Below are 22106 nucleotides of genomic sequence, written 5' to 3' on the forward strand. Positions count from 1 at the left end.
CTTAGAATAGGAGAAAACTATGCAAGCAGTTGAACATTTTATTACGCAATTTGTTCCTGAACACTATGATTTATTTTTAGACTTGAGTCGTGAGACCAAGACCTTTTCTGGGAAGGTGACCATCACTGGTCAAGCCAAGACTGACCGTATTTCCCTTCACCAAAAAGATTTGGAAATCGTTTCTGTAGAAGTTGCAGGGGAAGCTCGCCCATTTACAGTTGACCATGAAAATGAAGCCCTTCATATCGAATTGGCTGAGGCTGGTCAAGTTGACTTGGTTATCGCTTTCTCAGGAAAAATTACAGACAACATGACAGGGATTTACCCATCTTACTACACAGTTGATGGAGTCAAGAAGGAGGTCTTGTCTACTCAGTTCGAGAGCCATTTTGCGCGCGAAGCATTCCCATGTGTGGATGAGCCAGAAGCCAAAGCAACTTTTGACCTCTCTCTACGTTTTGACCAAGCAGAAGATGAATTGGCCTTGTCTAACATGCCAGAAATCGATGTTGAAAACCGTAAGGAAACAGGTATCTGGAAGTTTGAGACAACACCTCGCATGTCTTTTTACTTGTTAGCCTTTGTAGCAGGTGATTTGCAAGGTGTAACGGCTAAAACTAAAAACGGTACCCTCGTAGGTGTTTATTCAACCAAAGCCCACCCACTATCTAACCTTGATTTTTCACTGGACATCGCTGTTCGCTCTATCGAGTTTTACGAAGATTACTATGGAGTTAAGTACCCAATCCCTCAATCTCTCCACATCGCCCTTCCTGACTTCTCAGCTGGAGCTATGGAAAACTGGGGTCTTGTGACTTACCGTGAAGTTTACTTGGTTGTAGATGAGAACTCTACCTTTGCCAGCCGTCAACAAGTTGCCCTTGTTGTGGCCCATGAATTGGCTCACCAATGGTTTGGTAACCTGGTAACTATGAAATGGTGGGATGATCTTTGGCTCAATGAAAGCTTTGCTAACATGATGGAGTACGTCTGTGTAGATGCTATTGAACCAAGCTGGAATATCTTTGAAGATTTCCAAACAGGTGGTGTTCCGTCTGCCTTGAAACGTGATGCGACTGATGGTGTTCAGTCTGTTCACGTCGAAGTTAAACATCCAGATGAAATCAATACGCTCTTTGACGGAGCTATCGTCTATGCCAAAGGAAGCCGTCTCATGCACATGCTTCGTCGTTGGCTAGGAGATGCTGATTTCGCTAAAGGTTTGCACGCTTACTTTGAAAAACATCAATACAGCAATACCATTGGTCGTGACCTTTGGGATGCTCTTGGTCAAGCGTCTGGACGTGATGTCGCAGCCTTCATGGATTCTTGGTTGGAACAACCTGGTTATCCAGTTCTCACTGTCAAAGTTGAAAATGATGTCTTGAAGATTTCACAAAAACAATTCTTCATCGGTGAGCACGAAGATAAGAACCGTCTCTGGGTTGTGCCACTAAACAGCAACTGGAAAGGCTTGCCTGATACACTCGAAACTGAAAGCATCGAAATCCCTGGCTATGCAGCCCTTCTTGCTGAAAACAAAACAGCACTTCGTCTCAACACTGAAAATACAGCCCACTACATTACCGACTATCAAGGAGACTTGTTAGATGCTGTTCTTGCTGACCTAGTTGAGCTTGATAACACAAGTAAACTGCAGATCGTTCAAGAACGTCGTCTGCTTGCTGAAGCAGGGCACATTTCTTATGCTGACTTGCTTCCAGTCCTTGATAAACTTGCTAAGGAAGAATCTTACCTTGTCGTTTCAGCTGTTTCTCAAGTAATTTCTGCCCTCGAGCGCTTTATCGATGAAGGAACAGAAGCTGAAAGAGCCTTCAAAGACTTGGTTGCTAAATTGGCTCGTCATAATTATGACCGTCTTGGTTTTGAAGCTAAAGACGGAGAATCAGATGAGGATGAATTGGTTCGTCAGTTGGCTGTTTCTATGATGATTCGCTCAAATGATGCAGAAGCTAGTCAAGTCGCTAGCCAAATCTTCGCGGCTCACAAGGAGAATCTTGCAGGACTTCCAGCAGCTATTCGCTCACAAGTTCTGATCAATGAGATGAAACATCATGAGGCTAAAGACTTGTTAGCACTTTATCTTGATACTTATACTCACGCAACAGATGCTGTCTTTAAACGTCAGTTGGCAGCAGCTCTTGCATACAGTACAGATGCGGATAATATCCAAAACTTGATTACTTCTTGGAAGGACAAATTTGTGGTTAAACCACAGGACTTGTCTGCTTGGTACTTCCAGTTCTTAAGCCATCAGGCAACTCAGGAAACAGCATGGTCTTGGGCTCGTGAAAATTGGGCTTGGATTAAGGCAGCTCTTGGTGGAGATATGAGCTTTGATAGCTTTGTTATCCTTCCTGCACACGTATTTAAGACTCAGCAACGTTTGGCAGAGTACAAGGAATTCTTTGAACCGCAACTTTCTGACCTTGCTCTTAGCCGTAACATCGGTATGGGAATCAAGGAAATTGCAGCGCGTGTTGACTTGATTAACCGTGAAAAAGCTGCAGTGGAAGCAGTCGTTCTTCAATACGGAAATGCATAAATAAGCCTAAAATAAAAAGAAAACTCAGCTATCTCATGTAAAATGCAGAGAGTTGAGTTTTTTTTAAGGCAAATTTGGTATAATGGTTTTAATAAGGAGGAGTTTCTCATGATAAAAATCTTATTAGTTGAGGATGACCTAGGCCTGTCAAATTCAGTATTTGACTTTTTAGACGATTTTGCGGATGTCATGCAGGTATTTGATGGGGAAGAAGGTCTCTACGAAGCAGAAAGTGGCGTCTATGACTTAATTTTGCTTGACCTGATGTTGCCTGAAAAAAATGGTTTCCAAGTCTTGAAAGAGTTGCGCGAAAAAGGAATTACCACACCAGTCCTTATCATGACGGCCAAAGAAAGTTTGGATGACAAGGGACATGGTTTTGAGTTGGGAGCGGATGACTACCTCACCAAACCTTTCTATCTAGAAGAACTCAAAATGCGGATTCAAGCTCTTCTCAAACGTTCAGGTAAGTTTAATGAAAATACCTTGACTTATGGAAATATTGTAGTTAATTTGTCAACAAATACCGTTAAGGTTGAAGATACTCCTGTCGAATTGCTGGGGAGAGAGTTTGATTTATTAGTCTATTTCCTTCAAAATCAAAATGTTATTTTGCCCAAGACTCAGATTTTTGATCGTCTATGGGGATTTGATAGTGACACAACGATTTCGGTTGTCGAAGTTTATGTTTCAAAAGTCCGTAAGAAATTAAAAGGAACCACTTTTGCAGAGAATTTGCAAACCTTGCGTAGTGTGGGGTATATTTTAAAAGATGTTCAGTAAACTAAAAAAAACATGGTATGCGGATGACTTTAGTTATTTTATCCGTAACTTTGGTGTCTTCACTCTGATTTTCTCTACAATGACTCTGATTATTTTGCAGGTCATGCATTCGAGTCTCTATACTTCGGTGGATGATAAGCTTCATGGGCTGAGTCAAAATCCTCAAGCAGTTATTCAGCTTGCTGTAAATAGGGCAACAGAAGAGATTAAAGACTTAGAGAATGCCGCTACAGATACTAGTAAGACTGAGGTGAAACCAAATGTCAGTTCTAACACAGAAGTCATTCTTTTTGATAAGAATTTTACCCAGCTCCTTTCTGGAAACCGATTTTTGGGCTTGGATAAGATTAAGTTAGAAAAGAAAGAACTAGGTCATATCTATCAGATTCAGGTTTTTAATAGCTATGGACAAGAAGAAATCTATCGCATGATTTTGATGGAAACCAATATCAGTTCGGTTTCAACCAATATCAAGTATGCGGCTGTCTTGATTAATACCAGTCAGTTGGAGCAAGCCAGTCAAAAGCATGAGAAATTGATTGTGATTGTAATGGCAAGTTTCTGGATTTTGTCTTTACTTGCCAGTCTCTATCTAGCTAGGGTCAGTGTTAGGCCCCTGCTTGAGAGCATGCAGAAGCAGCAGTCCTTTGTGGAAAATGCCAGTCATGAGTTACGAACTCCACTTGCAGTTTTGCAAAATCGTTTAGAGACCCTTTTCCGTAAGCCAGAAGCTACCATTATGGATGTGAGTGAAAGTATTGCATCGAGTTTGGAAGAAGTCCGAAATATGCGGTTTTTGACGACGAACTTGTTGAATTTAGCTCGGAGAGATGATGGGATTAAGCCGGAACTTGCAGAAGTTCCAACCAGTTTTTTCAATACGACTTTCACAAACTATGAGATGATTGCTTCTGAAAATGACCGTGTCTTTCGTTTTGAAAATCGTATCCATCGCACGATTGTCACAGATCAGCTTCTTTTGAAACAACTGATGACTATCCTATTTGATAATGCCATCAAATATACCGAAGAAGATGGTGAAATTGATTTTATGATTTCAGCGACTGATCGTAATCTTTATTTGCTAGTTTCCGACAATGGAGTCGGTATTTCAGCAGAAGATAAGAAGAAAATTTTTGACCGTTTTTATCGAGTGGACAAGGCTAGAACCCGTCAAAAAGGTGGTTTTGGTTTAGGTTTATCCCTAGCCAAGCAAATTGTAGATGCCTTAAAAGGAACCATTACTGTTAAAGATAATAAACCAAAGGGAACAATCTTTGAAGTGAAGGTAGCCATCCACACACCATCTAAAAAGAAAAAATAAAAATATCGCTCCAGTTGGGGCGATATTTTGGATTTATCTTCTACGTTTTCGTTTGATAATAGACCGTTGAACTTTTAAAACAAGTAAGCTGGATCCGATTGCTGCGGCAAAGGCAAGAGCAGGTGATAATTTTAATGCTAAAAAGATAAAACTAAAGATAGCAATACAGATACAAAAAACAGCGATATTAACAAAAAATAGGATTTCCTTGAGATTGGCATCAGACTGCGCTTCAGGTGTATAATCTTGATAGCGAGGAACCTGCTGGCTTAATTCTTCTTGATAGTCTACCTCATAGGATTGTAATTTTCTTACGGGCATTATTCTCTCCTTAACAGTACATACCTATTTTATCATTTTTTCAGCAGAGAATTATTACAGAAAGGTTACAATAAGAATAAAGTCCCTTTTCATTTTTAAAGAATGGCTGATTTTCCAGAAATGTGGTATAATTTTTCTTATGGAAAAGATTATCATTACAGCAACTGCTGAAAGTATTGAACAAGTTAAACAACTGCTCGAAGCTGGCGTAGACCGTATCTATGTCGGTGAGAAAGATTTTGGCCTTCGTCTGCCAACGACCTTTAGTTATGACCAATTGCGTGAAATCGCTAAGTTGGTTCATGATGCTGGTAAGGAATTGATCGTTGCGGTTAATGCACTCATGCACCAAGACATGATGGATCGTATCAAGCCATTCCTTGATTTCTTGGAAGAAATCAAGACAGACTACATTACGATTGGGGATGCAGGTGTCTTTTACGTAGTCAACCGCGATGGTTATTCCTTTAAGACCATCTACGATGCTTCAACCATGGTAACTAGCAGTCGCCAGATTAACTTCTGGGGACAAAAGGCTGGCGCATCTGAGGCTGTTTTGGCGCGTGAAATTCCATCTGCTGAACTCTTCAAAATGCCAGAGATTTTGGAAATTCCTGCTGAAGTTTTGGTTTACGGAGCTAGCGTTATTCACCATTCTAAGCGTCCTCTCTTGCAAAACTATTATAACTTTACACATATCGATGACGAAAAGACGCGCAAGCGTGACCTCTTCTTGGCTGAGCCAAGTGACCCAGAGAGCCACTATTCCATTTTTGAAGACAATCATGGGACCCACATCTTTGCCAACAATGACCTTGATTTGATGACCAAATTGACAGAATTGGTGGAACATGGCTTTACTCACTGGAAACTAGAAGGTCTCTATACACCTGGTCAGAACTTTGTTGAGATTGCAAAACTCTTTATCCAAGCGCGTAGCTTGATTCAAGAGGGTAACTTTAGCCATGACCAAGCCTTCTTGCTGGATGAAGAAGTTCGTAAACTTCACCCTAAAAACCGTTTCCTTGATACAGGATTTTATGACTACGATCCTGACATGGTTAAATAAAGTAAATGATTCGTTGAGAGAAGGAAGATGCAAACATTTCTTCTCTCAATTTTTCTTATTCTCCAATATTTTCAAAGAATTAGTAGGCTAGGATGCTCTGTTTGCTGGAATTTTTAATACAAGTAACCTTCTCGAGTTTGAAAATTATCCCATGTTTGCAGGTGCCAAATGGCCCTTTTTTTGGTATAATTTTTTATAATGAAAACGATTGGTAATCGCTATGTTGTGGTGGATTTAGAGGCAACTAGCACAGGTAGTAAGGCTAAAATTATCCAAGTGGGAATTGTCGTGATTGAGGATGGAAAAATCGTCGATCACTATACGACAGATGTCAATCCACATGAACCCTTGGATGCTCATATAAAAGAACTGACAGGATTGACAGACCAACGTCTGGCGCAAGCACCTGATTTTTCGCAAGTTGCTAGAAAAATCTTTGACTTGGTGGAGGATGGGATTTTTGTAGCCCATAATGTTCAGTTTGATGCCAATCTCTTGGCGGAAAATTTATTTTTTGAAGGCTATGAGCTAAGAAATCCTCGTGTTGACACGGTCGAATTGGCTCAGGTCTTTTTCCCTGAACTGGAAAAATATAGTTTGCCGATATTGTGTCGAGAATTAGGAATTCCTCTTAAACACGCTCACACAGCCCTTTCAGATGCCCAAGCTACTGCGGAATTACTCTTATTTCTACGGAAAAAGATGGCCCAACTTCCTAAAGGACTCTTGGAACGCTTGCTGGAAATGGCTGACGCCCTCTTATATGAGTCTTACCTGGTTATTGAAGAAATTTATCGTAGCCAATCTATCCTGAGTTCTCCAGACTTGGTCGAAGTTCAAGGACTGTATTTCAAGAAAACTGGAGCTCCCCTGGAGCCACGAAAACTATCCCAAGATTTTTCTAAAAATATTTCTCTGTTGAATCTTGAAGTGAGGGAGGAGCAAGATAGTTTTGCTAGAGAGGTTGGCTTGCTATTGAAAGATGAGCCTGTCTCATTAATTCAAGCACCGACAGGGATTGGGAAAACCTATGGCTATCTCTTACCCGCTTTATCTCAAGCCAAAGAGCGTCAAATTGTTCTTAGTGTTCCGACAAAGATTCTTCAAAATCAGATCATGGAAGAAGAAGGTAAACGTCTTAAGGATGTGTTCCATATAGATATTCATAGTTTAAAGGGACCACACAATTATCTGAAGTTGGATGCCTTTTATCGTTCCTTGCAGGAAAATGATGAAAATCGCTTATTTAGACGCTTTAAAATGCAACTCTTGGTCTGGCTGACTGAGACAGAGACAGGAGATTTGGATGAAATTGGTCAACTCTACCGTTACCAACATTTTCTAACAGATCTTCGTCATGACGGGAATTTATCATCTCAAAGCTTATTTGTGACGGAAGATTTTTGGAAACGTAGTCAAGAAAGGGCACAAACATGCAAGCTTTTAGTGACTAATCATGCCTATCTTGTAACTAGACTTGAAGATAATCCTGAATTTGTTAGTGACCGTTTATTGATTATTGATGAAGTCCATAAAGTTTTGTTGGCTCTAGAAAATCTGCTTCAAGAGACCTACGATATCCAGTCTATTATTGATTTGCTTGATAAGGCTTTACTGGAGGAGCAAAATAAGGTCCAGCAACGAATACTAGAAAGTATTCGCTTTGAGTGCCTCTACTTGATAGAACAATTTCAGTCTGGCAAATCTAGGAAAAATATCTTAGATTCTCTGGCCAATCTCCATCAGTGTTTTTCAGAATTAGAGGTAGAAGGCTTTGGGGAACTGGTCCGCTATTTTACAGCTGATCGAGATTACTGGCTTGAAGCAACTGAAACGAGTCAAAAGAAAATTCAGATTTCTTCTACAAAATCAGGCCGTATTCTTCTGTCTTCCTTAGTGCCTGATTCATGTCAAGTCTTGGGAGTGTCGGCTACTCTTGAGATTAGTCAGAGAGTTTCTTTGGCAGACCTTTTGGGTTATCCCGAAGCCAAATTTGTTAAGATTGAAGCTGGTAAAAAACAGGATCAAGAAGTGGTCTTGGTCAAAGATTTTCCCCTGGTAACAGAAACTTCCTTAGAAGTCTATGCCATAGAAGTAGCTGATTTACTAGTGGAAATTCAAGCTTTCCAGCAACCGATTTTGGTTCTCTTTACTGCTAAAGACATGCTTCTAGCAGTATCTGATTTACTTCCAGTTAGTCATTTGGCTCAGTATAAAAATGGGGATGTTCATCAGCTTAAGAAGCGCTTCGAAAAAGGTGAACAACAAATCCTGCTTGGTGCAGCAAGTTTCTGGGAGGGAGTTGATTTTTCAAGTCATCCTTTTGTGATTCAAGTTGTACCAAGACTTCCTTTTCAAAATCCTCAAGAGCCCTTGACGAAAAAGATTAATCAGGAACTGAATCAAGAAGGGGAAAATGCCTTTTATGATTATCAATTGCCAATGGCCATTATTCGTTTAAAGCAGGCTTTAGGAAGAAGTATGAGACGCGAACACCAACGTTCCTTAACTCTTATTTTGGATAGGAGAATTGTCGGAAAGCGATATGGCAAACAAATTGTAACTTCTCTAGCAAAAGAAGCGACTGTTAAAACCGTCTCTCAATCCGAAGTTGATGAGGCTATTGATAAATTTTTAAATGAACTTTGATAAATAGTATTGTATGAAAGTATAAGGTTAGTGTATATGAAACGTTCTCTCGACTCTAGAGTCGATTATAGTTTGCTCTTGCCAGTGTTTTTTCTACTGGTTATTGGCGTGGTGGCTATTTATATAGCCGTTAGTCATGATTATCCAAACAATATTTTGCCCATTTTAGGACAGCAGGTCGCATGGATTGCCTTGGGGCTTGTGATTGGTTTTGTGGTCATGCTCTTTAATACTGAATTTCTTTGGAAGGTGACACCCTTTCTATATATTTTAGGCTTGGGACTTATGGTCTTGCCGATTGTCTTTTATAATCCAAGCTTAGTTGCATCAACGGGTGCCAAAAACTGGGTATCGGTAAATGGTGTTACCTTGTTCCAACCGTCAGAATTTATGAAGATATCCTATATCCTCATGTTGGCTCGTGTGATTGTCCAGTTTACCAAAAAACATAAGGAATGGAGACGCACAGTTCCGCTGGACTTCTTGTTGATTTTCTGGATGATTCTCTTTACCATTCCAGTCCTAGTTCTTTTGGCACTTCAAAGTGACTTGGGGACGGCCTTAGTTTTTGTGGCTATTTTCTCAGGAATCGTTTTATTATCGGGCGTTTCTTGGAAAATTATTATCCCAGTATTTGTGACTGCTGTAACAGGAATTGCTGGTTTTCTAGCCATCTTTATCAGCAAGGACGGTCGGGCTTTTCTCCATCAACTGGGCATGCCGACCTACCAAATCAATCGTATCTTGGCTTGGCTTAATCCATTTGACTTTGCCCAAACAACTACTTACCAACAGGCTCAAGGACAGATTGCCATTGGAAGCGGTGGCTTATTTGGTCAAGGATTTAATGCTTCGAATCTGCTTATTCCAGTTCGTGAGTCTGATATGATTTTTACGGTCATTGCAGAAGATTTTGGCTTTATTGGCTCTGTCCTTGTTATCGCCCTTTATCTCATGCTGATTTACCGTATGTTGAAGATTACTCTTAGATCAAATAACCAGTTCTACACCTATATTTCCACAGGTTTGATTATGATGTTGCTCTTCCATATCTTTGAGAATATCGGTGCCGTGACAGGTTTGCTTCCTTTGACGGGTATTCCCTTGCCTTTTATTTCTCAAGGGGGATCGGCTATTATCAGTAATCTGATTGGTGTGGGCTTACTTTTATCTATGAGTTACCAGACCAATCTAGCTGAAGAAAAGAGCGGAAAAGTCCCATTCAAGCGGAAAAAGGTTGTATTAAAACAAATCAAATAAGGAGAAAATCATGGTAAAAGTAGCAGTTATGTTGGCTCAGGGCTTTGAAGAAATTGAAGCTTTGACAGTTGTGGATGTTTTGCGTCGGGCAAATATCACTTGTGATATGGTTGGGTTTGAAGAGCAAGTGACTGGTTCGCATGCAATCCAAGTCAGAGCAGATCGTGTCTTTGATGGTGATTTATCAGACTATGATATGGTTGTTCTTCCTGGCGGCATGCCTGGTTCTGCACATTTGCGCGATAATCAGGCCTTGATTCAAGAGTTGCAAAGCTTCGAGCAAGAAGGAAAAAAACTAGCAGCCATTTGTGCTGCGCCAATTGCCCTCAATCAAGCAGGGCTATTGAAAAACAAGCAGTACACTTGTTATGATGGTGTTCAAGAGCAAATTTTTGATGGTCACTACGTCAAGGAAACAGTAGTGGTAGATGGTCAATTGACAACCAGTCGAGGTCCCTCGACAGCCCTTGCCTTTGCCTACGAGCTGGTAGAGCAATTAGGAGGAGATGCAGAGACTTTACGAACAGGAATGCTCTATCGAGATGTCTTTGGTAAAAATCAGTAAAACGGGAGTCAAACTCTCGTTTTTTATGTGGAAAACTCAGGGAAATCATCGCTTTTTTCATAAAAAAATGCTATAATGAAGGGTATGAAATATCACGATTATATCTGGGATTTAGGTGGAACTTTACTGGATAATTACGAAACTTCAACAGCTGCATTTGTTGAAACATTGGCATTGTATGGCATCACACAAGACCATGACAGTGTCTATCAGGCTTTAAAGGTTTCTACTGATTTTGCGATTGAGACATTCGCTCCCAACTTAGAGAATTTTTTAGAAAAATACAAGGAAAATGAAGCCAGAGAGCTTGAACATCCGATTTTGTTTGATGGAGTTTCTGATTTATTGAAAGATATCTCAAATCAAGGTGGCCGTCATTTTTTGGTATCTCATCGTAATGATCAGGTCTTGGAAATTTTAGAAAAAACCTCTATAGCAGCTTATTTTACAGAAGTGGTGACTTCTAACTCAGGCTTTAAGAGAAAACCAGATCCTGAGTCCATGATTTATTTAAGAGAAAAGTATCAAATTAGTTCAGGGCTTGTCATTGGTGATCGACCGATTGATATCGAAGCCGGGCAAGCTGCAGGACTAGCTACCCACTTGTTTACCAGTATCGTGAATTTAAGACAAGTATTAGACATGTAAGAAAAAGGAAAAAGATGACAGAAGAAATCAAAAATCTGCAGGCACAAGATTATGATGCCAGTCAAATTCAAGTTTTAGAGGGCTTAGAGGCTGTTCGTATGCGTCCAGGGATGTATATCGGGTCAACCTCAAAAGAAGGTCTTCACCATCTAGTCTGGGAAATTGTTGATAACTCAATTGACGAGGCCTTGGCAGGATTTGCCAGCCATATTCAAGTCTTTATTGAGCCAGATGATTCGATTACTGTTGTCGATGATGGGCGTGGTATCCCAGTCGATATTCAGGAAAAAACAGGTCGACCTGCCGTTGAGACTGTCTTTACTGTCCTTCATGCTGGAGGAAAGTTTGGCGGTGGCGGATATAAGGTCTCAGGTGGTCTTCACGGAGTGGGGTCCTCAGTTGTTAACGCCCTTTCAACTCAATTAGACGTTCATGTCCACAAAAATGGTAAAATTCATTACCAAGAATACCGTCGTGGTCATGTTGTCGCAGACCTTGAGGTGGTTGGAGATACGGATAAAACGGGAACAACAGTTCACTTTACACCGGATCCAGAAATTTTCACTGAAACAACAACCTTTGATTTTGATAAATTAAATAAACGGATTCAAGAGTTGGCCTTTCTAAATCGCGGTCTTCAAATCTCCATCGCAGATAAGCGTGAAGGTTTGGAACAAACCAAACATTACCATTATGAAGGTGGGATTGCTAGCTACGTTGAATATATCAACGAGAACAAGGATGTGATCTTTGATACACCAATCTACACAGATGGTGAAATGGATGATATCACAGTCGAAGTAGCCATGCAGTACACAACGGGTTACCACGAAAACGTCATGAGTTTCGCCAACAATATTCATACCCATGAAGGTGGAACGCATGAACAAGGTTTCCGTACAGCACTAACTCGCGTTATCAACGATTATGCTCGTAAAAATAAGTTACTGAAAGACAATGAAGACAACCTAACAGGGGAAGATGTCCGTGAAGGATTAACTGCAGTTATCTCAGTTAAACACCCAAATCCACAGTTTGAAGGACAAACCAAGACCAAACTGGGGAACAGCGAAGTAGTCAAGATTACCAATCGTCTTTTCAGCGATGCTTTCTCTGATTTTCTCATGGAAAATCCGCAGATTGCAAAGCGCATCGTGGAAAAAGGGATTTTAGCTGCCAAGGCTCGTGTGGCTGCAAAGCGTGCGCGTGAAGTTACCCGTAAAAAATCTGGTTTGGAAATTTCCAACCTTCCAGGGAAACTAGCAGACTGTTCTTCTAACAATCCTGCTGAAACAGAACTCTTCATCGTCGAAGGAGACTCAGCTGGTGGGTCAGCCAAATCTGGTCGTAATCGTGAATTCCAAGCTATCTTGCCAATTCGTGGTAAAATCTTGAACGTTGAAAAAGCTAGCATGGATAAAATTCTTGCTAACGAAGAAATTCGTAGTCTTTTCACAGCGATGGGAACAGGATTTGGCGCAGAATTTGATGTTTCAAAAGCCCGTTACCAAAAACTCGTTTTGATGACCGATGCTGATGTCGATGGAGCCCACATTCGTACCCTTCTTTTAACCTTGATTTATCGTTATATGAAACCAATTCTAGAAGCTGGTTATGTTTATATCGCCCAACCTCCAATCTATGGTGTCAAGGTTGGAAGCGAGATTAAAGAATATATCCAGCCAGGAGCAGACCAAGAAATTAAACTCCAAGAAGCCTTAGCCCGCCACAGTGAAGGTCGTGCCAAACCAACTATTCAGAGGTATAAAGGTCTTGGTGAAATGGACGATCATCAGTTATGGGAAACAACCATGGATCCCGAGCATCGCTTGATGGCCAGAGTTTCTGTGGATGACGCAGCTGAGGCAGATAAAATCTTTGATATGTTGATGGGGGATCGAGTAGAGCCTCGTCGTGAATTTATCGAAGAAAATGCTGTCTATAGTACACTTGATGTCTAAAAAATCGGGAGAAGTAGTTCCCTTGGTCTAAAAAATATGATATAATCATTACGATTGTTTCAAGTAAAAAAGGAGTTTAATATGTCTGATAGTCTAGTAGTATATCTTATAATTGCAATTGCAATTATATTGCTGATTTCATATGCTATAGCAATTTATGTACGGAAACGCAATGAAAGTAAATTAGCAATTTTAGAAGAGAAAAAAGAAGAGCTGTACAATCTTCCAGTTAATGATGAAGTTGAAGCTGTAAAAAATATGCACTTGATTGGACAAAGTCAAGTGACTTTCCGTGAATGGAACCAAAAATGGGTTGACCTATCTCTTAACTCTTTTGCCGATATCGAAAATAATCTTTTCGAGGCAGAAGGTTATAACAATTCATTCCGTTTTTTTAAGGCTAGTCATCAAATTGACCAAATCGAGAGCCAAATTACCTTGATTGAAGAAGATATTGCGGCAATTCGCAATGCCTTGGCAGATTTGGAGAAACAAGAATCTAAAAACAGCGGTCGTGTTCTTCATACCTTGGACTTGTTTGAAGAGTTGCAACACCGAGTGGCTGATCATTCTGAAGAATATGGTCAAGGTTTATCAGAAATTGAGAAACAATTGGAAAATATCCAATCAGAGTTTTCTCAGTTTGTTACTTTAAATACTTCAGGTGACCCAGTAGAAGCTGCTGTGATTTTGGATAATGCTGAAAATCATATCTTGGCTTTGAGTCACATAGTAGATCGCCTGCCAGCGATTGTAAAAACATTATCTAAAGAGCTACCTGATCAATTGGAAGATTTGGAAGACGGTTATCGTAAGCTTTTAGATGCTAATTATCATTTTGCTGAAACGGATATTGAATCTCGCTTCCAATTGCTTTATGAAGCTTTGAAGAAAAACCACGAAAATATTGCACAATTAGAGTTGGATAATGCTGAGTATGAAAATACTCAAGTTCAAGAAGAAATCAATTCACTCTATGATATCTTTACACGAGAAATCGCCGCTCAAAAAGTAGTAGAAGGCTTAGTTGCAACTCTTCCTACATATTTGAAACATATGAAAGATAGTAATGCTGTTTTAGTGGAAGATATTCAACGATTGAGTAACAATTACCTACTATCTGAAACGGATGTTAGTCATGTTCATAGATTACAAGCTGAGTTAGAATCTTTAGAAGAATCTGTATTGGAATTAACTTCTGAACAAGAGGAACATTCTGAGCCTTATTCATTACTTGAAGAACGTTTGGAAAACTTACAAGCTACTTTGAAGGAAATTGAAGATGAACAAGTTGAGGTTAGTCAACGTCTTGCTCAGATTGAAAAAGATGATATCAATGCTCGCCAGAAGGCAAATGTTTATGTTAATCGTCTTCACACAATTAAGAGATATATGGAAAAACGCAATCTTCCAGGTATTCCTCAGAATTTCTTACAGTTGTTCTTTACAGCAAGTAACCATACTGAAGAGTTGATGGCTGAACTAGAAGAAGCTCGGGTCAATATAGAAGCTGTGAACCGGATGCTTGAAATTACAACAAATGATATGGAAGCACTTGAAGAAGAAACCTATAATATTGTTCAATATGCAACGTTGACAGAACAATTGCTACAGTATTCGAACCGTTACCGCTCATTTGATGAACGAATTCAAGAAGCTTTTAATGAATCATTAGAAATTTTTGAAAAAGAATTTGATTATCATGCTTCATTTGATAAGATTTCGCAAGCTTTGGAAGTTGCAGAACCAGGTGTAACCAACCGTTTTGTCACTTCATACGAAAAAACACGTGAGACGATTCGTTTCTAACATAATAAAAAAGATTTGGTTCTGTGATAAGCAGCACCAAATCTTTTTTATTTATTTATTTATTGTTTTTAAAAATGCCCAGTTACCAATTGATTTTGATCCGTATTCTAGATCCATAAAGTCCAGTAATACATAATCGTTTTTTTCGTAGAATGAGACATTTCTAGCTGTACTAGTTATGAGTCCCAAGTGTTTACAGCCTTTTGATTTGACATAGGGTTCAATTCCTTGTTTCAAAAATGTACTGCCTATTCCTAGCCCTTTATTTGATACATTGACAGCTAAGGCCATCAAATACCAATCAAACTCTCCAGATTCTTCTAAATGCTTTTTGGAACGTTTTACAAAGTCAAAGTATTTAAGGAGATTTTGTGGTCGAATGTAGCGAAAAATGTTTGTTCCACCATTTCGTAGATAGGATAGTATACAAAAATCTTTTTGTTGCAAAAGGGCGACTGCAAGTAAGTTTCCATCCTGTTCCGCAATTAAACAGTTTCCCTTCTTAATATAGACTCTAGTAAGCAGAATTTGCAATATTTCTACAAAAGCAGGATAGGAGTCAGGTTTCTTCAAATCATCTTTTAAAATTGTTAAAAAGGGATAGTCAAGAAAGGAATTGGCTAATAATTTTCCAATTTTTTCGCTTTCTTCAATTCTTGCCTCTCTATATATGATGTCTCCCATGTTTGCCTCCTTAATTATCTACAAAATCTTGTATGATAAGATTTTATAGATAAAAAATTGGAGATGATTTAAAAAGCTAAATAAACCTAATTTTGTTCCATAAGGTTCAAAGCACTTTCTAATCTCTCCAAGATTTTATTTGGTTGGAATCGAAATTCCAATTAATTTTTCTGAATAGAGGGTTTTGATATTGGCTTCATCAATAGAGTCCTTATCAATTTTACGTTTCAAGAAAAATTCTTGAATAGCTTCGATTTCAGGTTCACGAATAGCGCGGTGTTTGTTTGAGATGAGGATTTCATAGTGAAGCGGAGCTTGAGTAAAAATAACATCTGTATTCCCTGCAGAATAAACCTCAACAAGGGTTGCATCTGTACTTTCTAGCTGGCTTTTTACAAGTTGCGAGTGTGAGTTTGTCGTATTGATAAGCTTCATAACATTTCCTCCGATTTTCTAATTCTATTATAGCACTTTTTGAATAAAGTGGCTTGATTTAGTCAATCTTATGCTGTTTTTTCCAAGATTGGATTGCCCATTTATGGCTACCACGTTTGAGGTTTTTGATAGCCTCGTCAATAGGGAACCAGGCAATATGATTAAAGTCTTCTAGTGGCTTTTGCACTTCTTTGAAAGAAATCGCTTCATAGAGGTAGGCAGGATTGTAGTAGTAGGTGTCACGATGACGAGAGTAGAAATATTCGTCAGCTTGTCCGTAATAAGTACCAATTTCAGCGGTGAAACCAAGCTCTTCAATCAATTCACGTTTTAGGGCTTCCTGATGATTTTCACCTGATTCAATTTCGCCACCTGGTAGGAACCAAGCACCATTAGGTGCTTGAACAAGAACAATTTGTTTTTGTTCAGCATCAGGGATAACTGCATATACGCCATAGCGTGAAACATAGTCTGTATTCGCTTTTTTTTCTCCGAAAGTTGGGTTTGCCATTGCTTTTTCCTCATTATCTAGTATCGTTATTATTATCATAATGGACAAAGGGCAAGCTGTCAAGAAATTACAGTTATTTTAGTAAAAAAGAAGCAGAAAAATTTCATTTTCTACTCCTTTTCTATAGGATTTATACTTCTTTTTCAGAAGTCTTTACTTCAGCTTTTTTGGCAGATTTGATTTGAATGTTACCCTTGCTGGTCATCACTGCCTTGAGGTCTTTTTCGCTTGGATTTTCAAGGTAGTAGTCAGTGATTGCGTCCTCAATATAGTCTTGAATAGTACGACGAAGTGGGCGTGCTCCCATTTTTGGATCATAACCAAGGTCAACCAATTTTTCCTTGACCTTGTCGGTTACATCCAAATGAATGTTGTTGCTAGAAAGACGTTTGTTAACATCTGCTAGCATGAGCTCGACAATCTGAAGGAGATTATCTTTGCTGAGAGCCTTAAATTCGATAATGCCATCAAAACGGTTCATAAACTCTGGGCTAAAGAAGTTACCGAGTTCACCGAGAACAGAGTTGGTACGTCCTTCGCGAGCTGCCCCGAAACCAACGCTGGCTTCTGCCTTACCTGTACCTGCATTTGAAGTCATGATGATGATGGCATCTTTGAAGCTAACGGTACGTCCTTGTCCATCTGTCAAACGACCATCGTCCAAGACCTGAAGGAACATGTGCATAACATCTGGATGGGCTTTCTCTACTTCATCCAAGAGAATAAGAGAGTAGGGATTGCGGCGAACTTTTTCAGTTAATTGCCCAGCCTCATCGTAGCCAACATAACCTGGAGGGGCACCAACTAATTTAGCTACACTGTGTTTTTCCATGTATTCACTCATATCGAAGCGAATCATACTGTCAGCAGAACCAAAGAGTTCGATTGCCAGTTGTTTAGAAAGTTCTGTCTTACCGACCCCAGTTGGTCCGACGAAGAGGAAGCTTCCGATTGGGCGGTTAGGCGTACCGAGACCGACACGATTACGGCGAATAGCCTTGGCAATCTTATCGACTGCATCATCTTGGCCAATAACATGAGACTTGAGATCTTCGGCTAGATGGATGAGTTGAGATTGTTCTTTCTCTTTCAAATCGCCAACAGGGATATTGGTTTTCTGCTCGATAATGTGCTCAATGGTTTTCTCACTGATGATAGGAGTATCTTGGTCTGTGACCTTTTTCTTTTGCATTTCCTTATATTTGGCAATCTGGTCGCGGAAATAGGCGGCCTTCTCAAAATCTTCCTCCCGTGTAGCTTGAGATTTGAGATTTTCAGCCTCAATCAAGCGTTGATCAATCACTTTAGGATCGACAAAATTTAAGGTCAAGTTCATCTTAGAACCAGCTTCATCTAGGAGGTCAATGGCCTTGTCAGGCAAGAAGCGATCTTGGATGTAGCGATTGGAAAGAGTTGCAGCTGCTTCAATTGCAGCATTGGTATACTGAACGTGGTGGTAGTCTTCGTATTTCTTTTGAATGCCTTTGAGGATAGTGATGGTTTCTTCCACGGTTGGTTCATCAACTTTGACAGGCTGCATACGACGCTCTAGGGCAGCATCCTTTTCAATGATACGGTATTCATTGAGGGTAGTAGCGCCGACCAGTTGCAGTTCTCCACGAGCAAGGGCTGGCTTGAGGATATTTCCTGCATCCATATTGCCATCGCCCGCAGAACCAGCACCAACAATTTCATGGATTTCATCGATAAAGAGGATGATGTCCTCACGTTTGCGAATTTCTTCCATGAGTTTTTGCATGCGTTCTTCAAATTGTCCACGGATACCCGTTCCTTGGACAAGGCTAACCACATCCAGACGGATGACTTGTTTACCTTGGAGTTTATGAGGAACATCTCCATCAACGATTTTCTGAGCTAGACCTTCGACAACGGCAGTTTTTCCGACACCTGGTTCACCGATAAGAACAGGATTATTCTTGGTTCTGCGATTGAGAATTTCGATGACACGGATAATCTCATCGTCGCGCCCAATAACGGGGTCAATATCTCCACGACGGGCAATCTCAGTTACGTTGATACCAAATTCTTCCAGCAGGCCTTTTTCTTGGCTTGGTGGAGGAGTTTGAGCAAGTCCACGATTTTGGGAACCATAACCGCCATTTCCACCGTAACCTCCACCTGATTGAGTTGGGGGAGTCGGAGGAGTATTGCTAGCAGGTCTAAAATTGTTTAGGTCATTGAAGAAATCACCAAAGGGATCGAAATCACGATTGTTCAAATCTGTCATTCCTTTAAAGAGACTGTTGTTAGGATCTGTCTTGATAATCTTGTAGCAGTTTTGACAGAGGTCAATTTGTTTTTGCTTTCCATTAAGACTGGTATAAAGATGAATTGTTGAGTCGTTAATTTTACAGTTTTGACAAAGCATACATCTACCTCATTTCTTTCTTTAGCTTGAATTGTCAAAAGGTCAAAAATAGTCAAATTTCTATACTCTCATTATAACAGGATTGGGGTGTAAAGCAAGTAAAAAGATTGAAGCTTTGAGAAGTTGTTACAATGAAAATCTTCGTGGATTTGGACTATAAAAAAATCCTATTTGTGAGACAAAAAGGATTTTGGTTAGACATGCAGGGGCAATCCCAGCTTGTTTTAGATTAGTAAAGGAGTTCGTAAATCTCCATTGCAATCAAGTCAATGCTGTCAAACGTATAAGTTTCGCGAGCTTCGACATCACGAAGGGTAAAGATTGAGCCGTTTTCTTCGTCGTGGCTGTATGCAACTTCTGCAACAACAACTCCTTCGCGTTCAAAATTACGTTTTAAATTTCCGCCATCTTTTGCCATTGCTTCAAGGCGGTTGATGATTCTAACCAAATGTGATTCCATTTTGATTCTCCTTCATTTCTTATCGTTACTATTTTACCATAAAGGAGGCCAACTTGCCTAGAAAAAACTAAGATTTCTCGCTAATTCTACCAGTTTAAAGATTTTTTGAATAAATTAGACAAAAGATTTGAATTTTAATTCAATTCATGTTATAATCATACAGTATTCTATTTTAGAAAGCAGTGTGACTATGAATTTTTCTTTTTTACCTAAGTATTTACCTTATTTTAACTATGGGGCTGTCGTGACGGTTCTCATTTCTATCTGTGTGGTCTTTTTAGGGACTATTTTGGGTGTTGTCCTGGCTTTTGGGCAACGTTCAAAGTTTAAGCCGCTTGTTTGGCTTGCCAACTTATACGTTTGGATTTTCCGCGGGACACCGATGATGGTTCAGATTATGATTGCCTTTGCCCTTATGCACATCAATGCTCCGACTATACAGGTTGGAATTTTGGGTGTTGATCTTTCTCGTCTGATTCCAGGGATTTTGATTATTTCTATGAATAGTGGTGCTTATGTTTCTGAGACTGTTCGTGCCGGAATTAATGCGGTTCCTAAGGGGCAGTTAGAGGCGGCCTATTCTTTAGGGATTCGTCCTAAAAATGCGATGCGCTATGTGATTTTGCCACAAGCTATCAAAAATATTTTGCCAGCATTGGGGAACGAATTTATCACTATTATCAAAGATAGTTCCCTCTTATCAGCTATCGGTGTTATGGAGTTATGGAATGGGGCTACAACAGTTTCTACAACAACCTATCTACCTCTGACACCACTTTTATTTGCAGCCTTTTACTACTTGATTATGACCTCTATTTTGACAGTAGCCTTGAAAGCTTTTGAAAAACGTATGGGACAAGGAGATAAAAAATAATGACAGAAACCTTGATAAAAATTGAAAATTTACATAAATCATTTGGAAAGAATGAAGTATTGAAGGGCATCAACCTCGAGATTAAAAGAGGAGAAGTTGTCGTTATCATCGGTCCTTCAGGAAGCGGGAAATCTACCTTGCTTCGCTCTATGAATTTGTTGGAAGAAGCAACAAAAGGGAAGGTTATCTTTGAGGGAGTCGATATTACGGACAAGAAGAATGACCTGTTTGCTATGCGTGAGAAGATGGGCATGGTTTTTCAACAATTTAATCTCTTTCCTAATATGACTGTGATGGAAAATATCACCTTGTCTCCTATCAAGACCAAAGGTGAAAGTAAGGCCGTTGCAGAGAAGAGAGCTCAGGAACTTTTGGAAAAAGTTGGTTTACCAGATAAGGCAACTGCTTATCCGCAGAGTTTGTCAGGTGGTCAGCAACAGCGGATTGCTATTGCGCGTGGTTTAGCTATGGAACCTGATGTTTTGCTCTTTGACGAGCCAACTTCAGCCCTGGACCCTGAAATGGTAGGTGAGGTGTTGGCTGTTATGCAAGACTTAGCCAAGTCAGGAATGACCATGGTTATCGTAACACATGAAATGGGATTTGCCCGTGAGGTGGCAGACAGTGTCATCTTTATGGCAGAAGGTGTAGTTGTTGAAGATGGAACACCTGAACAGATTTTTGAACAAACCCAAGAACAACGGACTAAAGACTTCTTGAGTAAGGTTTTATAAGTTAGCTTTGTTAAGCTCTTTGTAGCTAACTTTAGATATAAAGTATAGATTAATGAAAAGCTCGAACCGAGCTTTTTCTTATAGTTTGAAACTATAAGATAGCCTAGGAAAGAAGTGTTAGAGGGGATTAGCAGTTTTTGGTATAATGGAAGATATTTGAAAGAAAAGAGAAGTGATATGACACAGATTATTGATGGGAAGGCTCTAGCAGATAAGTTACAAGGACAGCTGGCTGAAAAGACTGAAAGATTAAAGGAAGAAACGGGGATAGTACCTGGTTTGGTAGTGATTTTGGTTGGGGATAACCCTGCCAGCCAAGTCTACGTTCGTAACAAGGAGAGGTCAGCCCTTGCGGCTGGATTCCGTAGTGAAGTTGTGCGAGTTCCAGATACCATTACTCAAGAGGAATTGTTAGACTTGATTGCCAAATACAATCAAGATTCAGCTTGGCATGGGATATTGGTTCAGTTACCATTACCAAAACATATTGATGAAGAGGCAGTTTTGTTGGCCATTGACCCAGAAAAGGATGTGGATGGTTTCCATCCCTTAAACATGGGGCGTCTCTGGTCTGGACATCCAGTCATGATTCCTTCTACACCTGCAGGAATTATGGAAATGTTCCATGAATACGGGATTGACTTGGAAGGTAAAAATGCGGTCGTCATCGGTCGTTCCAATATTGTTGGAAAACCTATGGCCCAGCTTCTTTTGGCCAAGAATGCTACAGTGACTTTGACCCATTCACGTACTCATAATCTTGCCAAGGTAGCTGCTAAAGCAGATATTCTTGTAGTAGCAATCGGTCGTTCCAAGTTTGTGACTCCTGACTTTGTCAAACCAGGTGCGGTAGTCATTGACGTTGGGATGAATCGTGATGAAAATGGTAAGCTCTGTGGGGATGTGGATTATGAGGCAGTTGCCCCACTTGCTAGCCATATTACGCCAGTCCCTGGAGGTGTCGGTCCTATGACCATTACTATGCTGATGGAGCAAACTTATCAAGCAGCACTCCGGACATTGGATAGAAAATAAGAGAAAAATTTTCTGAGGAAAGTGTATTT

Annotated in this window: 19 protein-coding genes; 13 read left to right on the plus strand and 6 right to left on the minus strand. The window is 39.9% G+C overall.

Annotated features, from left to right (window positions below; all coding sequences use genetic code 11):
• The first annotated feature begins 19 nt into the window (after window positions 1-19).
• From M1G12_RS07080 to ciaH, 3 genes are all read left to right on the plus strand, one after another.
• The gene (locus M1G12_RS07080; RefSeq protein ID WP_247949624.1) at window positions 20-2566 is read left to right on the plus strand and encodes a M1 family metallopeptidase; all 2547 of its coding nucleotides are present in this window, start codon (window positions 20-22) and stop codon (window positions 2564-2566) included.
• A gap of 108 nt (window positions 2567-2674) precedes the next feature.
• Window positions 2675-3349 carry a two-component system response regulator CiaR gene (gene ciaR / locus M1G12_RS07085; RefSeq protein WP_049546389.1) on the plus strand — a complete coding sequence of 225 codons (675 nt, stop codon included), beginning with the start codon at window positions 2675-2677 and terminating at the stop codon, window positions 3347-3349.
• Window positions 3339-4673, plus strand: coding sequence for a sensor histidine kinase (gene ciaH / locus M1G12_RS07090; RefSeq protein ID WP_247942074.1), 1335 nt, complete (start codon window positions 3339-3341; stop codon window positions 4671-4673). Before ciaR ends, ciaH begins: the two co-directional genes overlap by 11 nt.
• A gap of 33 nt (window positions 4674-4706) precedes the next feature.
• Here the strand turns inward: ciaH and M1G12_RS07095 are convergent, their stop codons facing one another.
• Window positions 4707-4994, minus strand: coding sequence for a DUF3270 domain-containing protein (locus tag M1G12_RS07095; RefSeq protein ID WP_049488701.1), 288 nt, complete (start codon window positions 4992-4994; stop codon window positions 4707-4709).
• A gap of 139 nt (window positions 4995-5133) precedes the next feature.
• Between M1G12_RS07095 and M1G12_RS07100 the strand changes: the two genes are divergently transcribed.
• From M1G12_RS07100 to ezrA, 7 genes are all read left to right on the plus strand, one after another.
• Window positions 5134-6063, plus strand: a complete 930-nt coding sequence (locus M1G12_RS07100) for a peptidase U32 family protein (RefSeq protein ID WP_000411191.1) — start codon at window positions 5134-5136, stop codon at window positions 6061-6063.
• A gap of 198 nt (window positions 6064-6261) precedes the next feature.
• Window positions 6262-8712 (plus strand): bifunctional DnaQ family exonuclease/ATP-dependent helicase, encoded by a 2451-nt coding sequence (locus tag M1G12_RS07105; RefSeq protein ID WP_247949625.1) that lies wholly within the window; start codon window positions 6262-6264, stop codon window positions 8710-8712.
• Window positions 8713-8748: 36 nt separating this feature from the next.
• Entirely contained in the window at window positions 8749-9972 is a 1224-nt protein-coding gene (locus tag M1G12_RS07110; RefSeq protein ID WP_049488527.1) for an FtsW/RodA/SpoVE family cell cycle protein, read from the plus strand.
• A gap of 10 nt (window positions 9973-9982) precedes the next feature.
• On the plus strand, window positions 9983-10537 hold the full coding sequence (locus M1G12_RS07115) for a DJ-1 family glyoxalase III (protein ID WP_033688616.1): 555 nt from the start codon (window positions 9983-9985) through the stop codon (window positions 10535-10537).
• A gap of 84 nt (window positions 10538-10621) precedes the next feature.
• On the plus strand, window positions 10622-11185 hold the full coding sequence (locus M1G12_RS07120) for an HAD family hydrolase (RefSeq protein WP_004239328.1): 564 nt from the start codon (window positions 10622-10624) through the stop codon (window positions 11183-11185).
• A gap of 14 nt (window positions 11186-11199) precedes the next feature.
• On the plus strand, window positions 11200-13146 hold the full coding sequence (gyrB, locus tag M1G12_RS07125; RefSeq protein WP_049546385.1) for a DNA topoisomerase (ATP-hydrolyzing) subunit B: 1947 nt from the start codon (window positions 11200-11202) through the stop codon (window positions 13144-13146).
• Window positions 13147-13227: 81 nt separating this feature from the next.
• On the plus strand, window positions 13228-14955 hold the full coding sequence (gene ezrA, locus M1G12_RS07130) for a septation ring formation regulator EzrA (RefSeq protein WP_247949626.1): 1728 nt from the start codon (window positions 13228-13230) through the stop codon (window positions 14953-14955).
• 51 nt (window positions 14956-15006) lie between these two features.
• Here the strand turns inward: ezrA and M1G12_RS07135 are convergent, their stop codons facing one another.
• From M1G12_RS07135 to M1G12_RS07155, 5 genes are all read right to left on the minus strand, one after another.
• Window positions 15007-15639, minus strand: a complete 633-nt coding sequence (locus M1G12_RS07135) for a GNAT family N-acetyltransferase (protein WP_084953479.1) — start codon at window positions 15637-15639, stop codon at window positions 15007-15009.
• A 135-nt stretch (window positions 15640-15774) separates the two neighbouring features.
• On the minus strand, window positions 15775-16074 hold the full coding sequence (locus tag M1G12_RS07140) for a DUF1827 family protein (RefSeq protein WP_000767189.1): 300 nt from the start codon (window positions 16072-16074) through the stop codon (window positions 15775-15777).
• A 58-nt stretch (window positions 16075-16132) separates the two neighbouring features.
• Window positions 16133-16585: an NUDIX hydrolase gene (locus M1G12_RS07145; RefSeq protein ID WP_084953478.1), complete on the minus strand. Its 453-nt coding sequence runs from the start codon at window positions 16583-16585 to the stop codon at window positions 16133-16135.
• 130 nt (window positions 16586-16715) lie between these two features.
• Window positions 16716-18974, minus strand: a complete 2259-nt coding sequence (locus M1G12_RS07150; RefSeq protein WP_084953477.1) for an ATP-dependent Clp protease ATP-binding subunit — start codon at window positions 18972-18974, stop codon at window positions 16716-16718.
• A gap of 229 nt (window positions 18975-19203) precedes the next feature.
• Window positions 19204-19434, minus strand: a complete 231-nt coding sequence (locus M1G12_RS07155) for a DUF1797 family protein (RefSeq protein WP_000443570.1) — start codon at window positions 19432-19434, stop codon at window positions 19204-19206.
• A gap of 190 nt (window positions 19435-19624) precedes the next feature.
• Here M1G12_RS07155 and M1G12_RS07160 point away from each other — a divergent pair, with 190 nt between their 5' ends.
• From M1G12_RS07160 to M1G12_RS07170, 3 genes are all read left to right on the plus strand, one after another.
• Window positions 19625-20308, plus strand: a complete 684-nt coding sequence (locus M1G12_RS07160) for an amino acid ABC transporter permease (protein ID WP_001011642.1) — start codon at window positions 19625-19627, stop codon at window positions 20306-20308.
• A complete protein-coding gene (locus M1G12_RS07165) occupies window positions 20308-21042 on the plus strand; it encodes an amino acid ABC transporter ATP-binding protein (protein ID WP_084953475.1) in 735 nt (244 codons plus the stop codon). Before M1G12_RS07160 ends, M1G12_RS07165 begins: the two co-directional genes overlap by 1 nt.
• Window positions 21043-21219: 177 nt before the next feature.
• Window positions 21220-22077 (plus strand): bifunctional methylenetetrahydrofolate dehydrogenase/methenyltetrahydrofolate cyclohydrolase, encoded by an 858-nt coding sequence (locus M1G12_RS07170; RefSeq protein ID WP_192855238.1) that lies wholly within the window; start codon window positions 21220-21222, stop codon window positions 22075-22077.
• Window positions 22078-22106: the final 29 nt, after the last annotated feature.

This window comes from Streptococcus mitis (genome assembly GCF_023110375.1).
In the GTDB taxonomy this organism is placed as follows: Bacteria; Bacillota; Bacilli; order Lactobacillales; family Streptococcaceae; genus Streptococcus; species Streptococcus mitis_CI.